General features: G+C 42.9%; 8 protein-coding genes. All 8 read right to left on the bottom strand.

Going from position 1 to position 6,789, the window contains the following annotated elements; translation table 11 throughout:
• A complete protein-coding gene (locus FE783_RS35685; protein ID WP_138884179.1) occupies positions 1–639 on the bottom strand; it encodes an MIP/aquaporin family protein in 639 nt (212 codons plus the stop codon).
• Complete coding sequence (locus FE783_RS35690; RefSeq protein WP_138884180.1) at positions 617–958, bottom strand: ArsR/SmtB family transcription factor; 342 nt, start codon at positions 956–958, stop codon at positions 617–619. The genes FE783_RS35685 and FE783_RS35690 overlap by 23 nt, the downstream gene beginning before the upstream one ends.
• Positions 959–1,566: 608 nt before the next feature.
• A complete protein-coding gene (locus FE783_RS35695; protein WP_158302219.1) occupies positions 1,567–2,538 on the bottom strand; it encodes a stalk domain-containing protein in 972 nt (323 codons plus the stop codon).
• Between the two features lie 27 nt (positions 2,539–2,565).
• Positions 2,566–3,450 (bottom strand): anti-sigma-V factor RsiV, encoded by an 885-nt coding sequence (gene rsiV / locus FE783_RS35700; RefSeq protein ID WP_138884182.1) that lies wholly within the window; start codon positions 3,448–3,450, stop codon positions 2,566–2,568.
• A complete protein-coding gene (locus FE783_RS35705; RefSeq protein ID WP_138884183.1) occupies positions 3,451–3,951 on the bottom strand; it encodes an RNA polymerase sigma factor in 501 nt (166 codons plus the stop codon).
• Positions 3,952–4,273: 322 nt separating this feature from the next.
• The gene (locus tag FE783_RS37795; protein ID WP_158302220.1) at positions 4,274–4,447 is read right to left on the bottom strand and encodes a hypothetical protein; all 174 of its coding nucleotides are present in this window, start codon (positions 4,445–4,447) and stop codon (positions 4,274–4,276) included.
• Between the two features lie 83 nt (positions 4,448–4,530).
• Complete coding sequence (locus tag FE783_RS35710) at positions 4,531–4,974, bottom strand: GNAT family N-acetyltransferase (RefSeq protein WP_138884184.1); 444 nt, start codon at positions 4,972–4,974, stop codon at positions 4,531–4,533.
• A gap of 436 nt (positions 4,975–5,410) precedes the next feature.
• Positions 5,411–6,304: an AraC family transcriptional regulator gene (locus FE783_RS35715; RefSeq protein ID WP_158302221.1), complete on the bottom strand. Its 894-nt coding sequence runs from the start codon at positions 6,302–6,304 to the stop codon at positions 5,411–5,413.
• Positions 6,305–6,789: the final 485 nt, after the last annotated feature.

Genomic DNA, 6,789 nt, shown 5'->3' on the forward strand with positions numbered 1-6,789 from the left:
TTATTCATGAAGTAGTTTATAGACTATGGAAGCAGCTAAAGCCCCAAGAACGGGTGCCAGTAGGTACAGCCACAAATGGTTGGTTGCACCAGACATAAGAGCCGGTCCCAGCGACCGTGCAGGGTTCATCGAGGCTCCGCTGATCGGACCCGCAAACATTGCCATTAGCCCGACCGTAGCGCCAATCGATATGCCAGCAAAGCTTTTTACCGCTTTACCGTGTACGGCAGACCCCAAAATGACGATCATCAGCACAAACGTCAAAATAAACTCTAAAACAAAGGACTGCATCTCGTTCGAAATGGGGAGGGTAGCTCCTAGATTAGCGACGTTCCCAAACAACAGGAGCAGAGTGTAGCTGGCCGCGACCGCTGCAAGGAGCTGAGTAACGACATAGTACAAGCCCTCTCTGGAGGAAATATCCCCTCTCACCCAAAATCCGATGGTTACCGCAGGGTTGAAATGAGCGCCGGATATATGACCCAACGTATAGATCAAAGCGGTGACCACAAGTCCAAAGGTGAGGGCAACCCCAACATGGGTGATGCTTTTGGTGATCTCGTCAATCACCATGGCTCCAGGACCGGCAAAAACCAAAAAATACGTGCCGATAAACTCAGCAATCAGCTTCTTTTCCATTGGTCACTCCGCAGCAGTTATTACCTTCTCGAGCTGGTTTGAAAATGCAGCACAGTTCCTCCGAGAGGATATGACTTACATCCTCTTGATTAATTTCGTAATAGCTCCAAGTGCCGCGCGTCTCCCTCGTGATGAAGCCGGCATCTAGAAGGATCTTCAGGTGGTACGATAGCTTGGATTGGGACATATCAAAAATATCCGTGAGATCACAAACGCAAGTGTTTCCGCGCTGCGTCAGCTCATACATGATGTGAAGTCGTTTTTCATCGGCAAGCGCTTTGAATTTGGCTTCATAGTTTTTGAACGAAATTTCTTTCATGGAGTCATCACCTTCTTTGAATACTACCATCAACAGCAAGCCAGTGGTGTCTGCTTTTCATTAAATCAACTTTTTTTGATTTATCTTATGGACTGAATTTACCACCGTTTTCATACCCAGTCAATTGTTTAATCAAAAAAAGTTGATTTTTACGTTATACTGCGCGTTTCGTATAGCAGTGCGAGGCGATCAGAAAAACGAAACGTTAACTACCGAACCAATTTATTCGCGATTATGTATATATGTTTGTGTCGTAAAACGACTATGCACATATGTAAGTGTTGTGGTCGGCAGGCGAAAGCGATGAGGTACGGACAATCGTCGAACTCCCGAATCGTCCTTTGATTTCGTCAGTAGTCCGCTCAAGCGCTATTTTTCGTTCCCGATTATCGGGAACCATCGCCATTTGGTAAATCTCATCAGAAATCAGTCATTTCTGTACGTTTATATAACTAAATAAAAAACTTCGTCTAAACTCAATTAGACGAAGTAGTTCTTGATCAATTTTAGTTATCAAGCCAGTAAGTTTGTTGATTGCCTTTTTCGTAGTAGACCTTTAGAGTTAAAGATTCTCCATCTTAATTACCATCGAACTCGCATGCGTTGAGCTAATTCGTTTTCTTGAATGTTTGCTCGGCCATTGTTAGCGAGTCATCATTAACTTGATAAGTGACGGTATTGATTTGTCCGTCAGATACGATCTTTATATGCGAGGAATCTAGAATCAAGTAGTTACCAACTGCAACACCTGCACGATAAAGGATGCCATCGGCCGTCAGCTCCATGAGTGTACCTTTCTTGGATTCTATCCATTTTCCGACCAGTTGGGAGACGATCGATTCATCCACATGAACGGCTGGAAGCATAGTCAAGCCATATTGGCTTTTGGTTAGATAGTCAGCAATTTGTTGATAGATCGGGTAGTCGCTGCTCGAGGTATCGAAAGGATTTTGGTTTACGCCGCGCAGTATGTAGATATAATCCCCTTTTGAACCCAGCACCTGATCCTGGGCATCATGCTGATCTTTGGCCCAATCCGTTTGGTTGATCACCTCTATAGTTGCCATTAAGCTGGCCGGCGACGATGGATTCTGCGGGAGATACAGCACATCAGTGGCACTAACCGTATGCTTGGACAGTTTACCTGATCGAATTCCGTTCTCGATAGCCTCCGCAGGCAAGACGGTTGGACGTACTTTTCCTCCCAGCGAGGAAGGGATCCGCAGCGTGTAGCCGTATTTGTCCAGGATCAGTTTCTCATCCTCACGGAACGTAAGGTAGTCGCTCTTCTGCTCGCCGATTAGCACCGAATGACTCTTATCGTCCCAGTACACCTCGTATCCCAGACTTTGAGCAACACCTCGGACAGGAATATAGAGGGAATTGTTGTAGTTCAGAGGTGTGACCACGTTGCCCTGCTCATCCTTCAGAGCAACTACTTTGCCTTGTACATTTACGCGCGCCGATGGATCAAGGTAGGCTTTGATTTCAGTAAGCGAACCGTCAGCAAATACCCCGGCACCCATTCCTAGCACAAAAGTGGTCAATACTCCAGCAGCGATCATTGTTTTCTTGTTCATATCCATTACCTCCAATTTATTTGTGATTTATTTCAGGTAAGCATGGCTGACCAGCACATCCGCAAGCGTCCCGGTCGGGATGACAAACTCGACAACACCCATATACCCAGGGGCGACATCGTACTTATTAAAGGAGATCACCAGCTTACCGTCATTATTGATATAAAAGTTTTGATTCTGCGCTATCGCTTTAAAATAAGTATTCGTTTGATTCGGCACCCCTTCAACCCAGTAGGCCTTCTTGGGATCATCCTTCATCTGTTGCTTCATCTGCACCTTAATATTCTCGCTGATGATGCTGATGTAGCGATCGTCTTTAAAAAGGCTGGGCAGGGTGATCAGCAGTTGATTTTTCTTATCGATGGTGTCGTATTGAAACGTTGTAGAAGACGAATTCACCGTATTGACCACATATCTGCCAATGGCAAGAATTTGATCATTATCCGTTTTTACCGTATAGCCGCTGTTAACACCCAATTGGCCTCCACCGTTTTGCTTCAACCGGTCCATCTCCGTGGTGAAGTCCTGGTACAGCTTCTTGGCTTCCTCCATGTATTTGTCGTTTAACGCGGTTTCCAGCGATTTATTATCCAAAATCGTGATGGCGGGAACCTGCAGCGTAGCTTTGGCCGTCGGTTCTTCAACCTTAAATTCTTTAATCGTGAGCACCTTGACTAGCTGGCCGATGACCGGCACCTCCGACATGGCTTTGGCAAAATTCGGATTCGTATTGATCCCTGCGACGAAGATGACGACGGCAGCGGCAATTCCTGTGAGCCGCCTCCTGCTGGCCGATTTTCTTTTTCTTGACTTGACCGCTTGCTTGATCGATTGATTAACTATGAAATCCAATTGATCGGGTATCGGGATATCCTTGTACTGCCGCTTCAATCGCTCGAATTGGTTATCCATCTACTTCACCTCCTGCAAGTCATCGTTCATTTTTACGCGTAGCTTGTTCAGCGCTTGATATAATCGTGTTTTTACGGTGTTCACATTTTCATTCAGAACTTCTGCAATATCTTCAATTCTTAAGTCTTCAAAATATCGAAGTACGATGATCGTCTGGTATGCCGTTGGCAGCTCCTCCACCGCCTTCTCCAAATCCACATTTTGATAAACATCTTCACTAATCGGACCATGTAATTCCAGCGTTATATCATCGACTGGCTGGATCCTCTTATGCTTTCGGAGAAAATCTAGCGAGGTATTGATAACAATCCGGTAAAACCAACTCTTCATCGTGGCCTCCGATTTCAAGCTACCTGCTGAGGTAAAGGCTTTATGAATGGAGTCCTGTACAATATCAAGCGCATCCTCAGCATTTTTCACATAGCTGTAGGCAAGTCGATATACGTTCTCTTTATGTTCGGTAATACACTGAATTAGCAACTTCTCCATTTTCTTATTCATGTGGAAAATCCCCTTTGATACGCGCGTATCAATCACTTCATTCGCCTTACACAGCTAAGACGCACGAGCGGCAAAAAAAGTTTGGTTTCGTGAAAAAAAACCAAAGACCATCAAGCTGAGCCTGATGGTCCATATTCGTAAGTCCCCTGTTCTACCTTCAGGGTCGCGACCTCTTTGTTCAGTTAGTTTCAAACTTTTTTTACTTGCACTAGGTCTCGCTTCTCATCCTATCATAAATTAATCTGAGTTATACGATACTGATAACGGTCGAGATAAAGCTCCGAGGCATGATTCAAAGAAACAAGTACTCCTGCACTTTCACTTAACTGAACTTCAGCTCTTTCGCCCGAAGACGGAACCTCTCCACTAACTCGCCGTACTCCGGCTCACCGATGAAATTGGTCGTCTCTTCCGGGTTCTTTCGCAGGTCGAACAGAACCTCCGGCATATCGGGCCCATAAAATTGATACTTCCAACCGTAACGAAACTGTTTCAAAAGGTTCACACCGCGGTCCGTCGTGTTCCCCTTCCATACACCACTTTATCGGCTGAGCGCAACGGATGAATTCAACTATTTGATTAACTTTCACAATATTCCTTTACGATTTCTTCCCATATAATTTGACCTGTATTGATAAAACCAACGGTTTCATACAATCTTGCTGCCTTTAAATTGTCTGGCTTGTGGCTTATAACAATCTTATTTACCCTATGCTTATTGCATATATAATTTATTAATCTTTGCAACGAAGCTTTACCCAATCCCTTGGATTGATGTCTTTTATCAATCATGAATACATAAATCCAATAATTATTGTCCTCTGGATCTTTCCCATACATCGTGAAGCCTACAAGTGTTTCATCAGCATATATTGCAAGTGGAAACATGTGGGTTTGAAACTTGGATTCAGCTAAGGAATAGACGACGGGAACAATAAATCTCTTACCGTTCTCCTCGCTAATTTGTAATTTGGTAACTTCAAACCAGTTCTCTTTATTTACCTCTTTAAGATTAATGATCAATTACATTCCTTCTTTCTTTGGATATGCAATTATCTAATCATTTGATTTCCATTAGATCTAGGTAAAATTTGGATATATGTTTGTTTGCCTTTTCGGCTATTTCTTCTAACGTTCTTGTATTCACGAACCCGAGAACCTTAAAGGAGCGTAGCGACTGGCCGCGGTTAGGTTCGCAGGGTTGTCTGCCTGTCCAGCCTTCCTGATCAACTTCGGGCAGACCAAGGGGGCTTGTCCCCTGCAGTTGGAATACGGTGTTAAGCGACGTGAACTATCCTTCCAGTTACTTCAAAGAACTCAAGAGGGCTGTCTTTGTGGCAGCACCACACTATCGTATCCGTTAGCACAATGATCTTGCCTTAAAATTTGATACGGTTCGGCGAAGTGGTTATGGCAATGCAAATAAGAAGGGTCACCTCATTGGTGACCTTATTTCGATTCATTTGGACTTAATCGGAATGCAGATATCCATTTCCATTGCGAATTTATCCGAACATCTTTCGTCGTATATTTCAATTTCATAAGTTCCTGCATGCTCCAAATTATTCTGGGGGAACCACTCTTGAAAAATAAAACGCCATGTGCTTTGAATCGCACTTGAAAACTCTTCGATTGGAACCTTTGGAGTTGTAAATACCGCAAATTGTTGCTTATCGAACGATCTAACGATCATATTAGCAGGCGCTGCTTTTCCCTGTATATCTGTTTCGTAGCCAATTAGATAAGAAAAGCTTCCATGTCTCTGCTTTTCGAAGTCTGTTAGTATATTTAACCTACTGGTTGGATTAATTTTGTTCGGGATTTTTTCTCCTAAGTTATTTTTATAATACTCGCCAATAAAATGAGGTATATCATTAAAACTCCGATTTCCGATTGCTGTGGTTTTAAGTTGGTACCCGATCCATTTAAAGCTTTCCATTGTAATCATCCGTGGCTCCACAATAACTCCTCCAGTATTTTTTGATAAGATAAGCCGATTCAATCTGACTTTTTTGTAAATAAGAGTATCATCGTTATTTAGGCGAAAATCGAATGGGCTTATGTGAAAGTATCTTTTGAAAGCTCTGGTAAAAGTCTCATGATTGTTATACCCGCACCCAAGGGCAATTTCGACAACCTTACGCTGACTTGTAAGTAATTGAGCGGCAGCCTCAGATAATCGTCTTTTTTTAATGTACTCTATTGCAGTTATACCAACATATGCATGAAACACCCTATGAAAATGATAATCAGAGAAGTACGCAATCTCTGCAAGCTCCTTTAGCGAAAGATCTACAAAGAGATTTGCTTCTATGAAATCGATCGTTTGTTGAATACGTTCAATGTATTGCATCATTTACCTCCCCAGCTGGCTCACCATAAGTTTATCATTTACGAAGCTCATTTCTTTGACGTTTTTTGCTAATCTTAATGCAAGTATTGATGTTCGTGGCTTTAAGTGGGTTTTCCAGGTATAATAACCGGGTGGGTAAATGCCACCGGTTATTTGATATTTAAGCATTTTAACGTCTTTCAAGTCTATTTCTTGATACTGAACGACCAGGAGCAGGACACCGCGGCGCCTGCTCCTGGTCGTTTTGTAATCGTTACAAGTTAGATTAATGGTCATGCGAAATGACCTCATGTAATCGCTTAGCCAATTGATGGTTAAATACATTCCAGGTAAATCCATAAAAATTCTTCCTTGGTTAAACTATCCTCCCTCTATGAATAAATGCATATCTCCAATTTCCTCTTGTTTTCTTACGATTTCGTTGAGGGGGAGTTTTAATAGACACAGCCTCACAGGAACAAAATTGTACAGAAGGGGATTTTTGG

The organism is Paenibacillus mesophilus (assembly GCF_005938385.1).
GTDB classification, from domain to species: domain Bacteria; phylum Bacillota; class Bacilli; order Paenibacillales; family NBRC-103111; genus Paenibacillus_AB; species Paenibacillus_AB mesophilus.

Excerpts from the sequence above, each read along its gene's own strand:
- FE783_RS35685 (WP_138884179.1), bottom strand. The coding sequence starts at position 639 with ATGGAAAAGAAGCTGATTGCTGAGTTTATCGGCACGTATTTTTTGGTT.
- FE783_RS35690 (WP_138884180.1), bottom strand. The coding sequence starts at position 958 with ATGAAAGAAATTTCGTTCAAAAACTATGAAGCCAAATTCAAAGCGCTT.
- FE783_RS35695 (WP_158302219.1), bottom strand. The coding sequence starts at position 2,538 with ATGAACAAGAAAACAATGATCGCTGCTGGAGTATTGACCACTTTTGTG.
- rsiV (WP_138884182.1), bottom strand. The coding sequence starts at position 3,450 with ATGGATAACCAATTCGAGCGATTGAAGCGGCAGTACAAGGATATCCCG.
- FE783_RS35705 (WP_138884183.1), bottom strand. The coding sequence starts at position 3,951 with ATGAATAAGAAAATGGAGAAGTTGCTAATTCAGTGTATTACCGAACAT.
- FE783_RS35715 (WP_158302221.1), bottom strand. The coding sequence starts at position 6,304 with ATGCAATACATTGAACGTATTCAACAAACGATCGATTTCATAGAAGCA.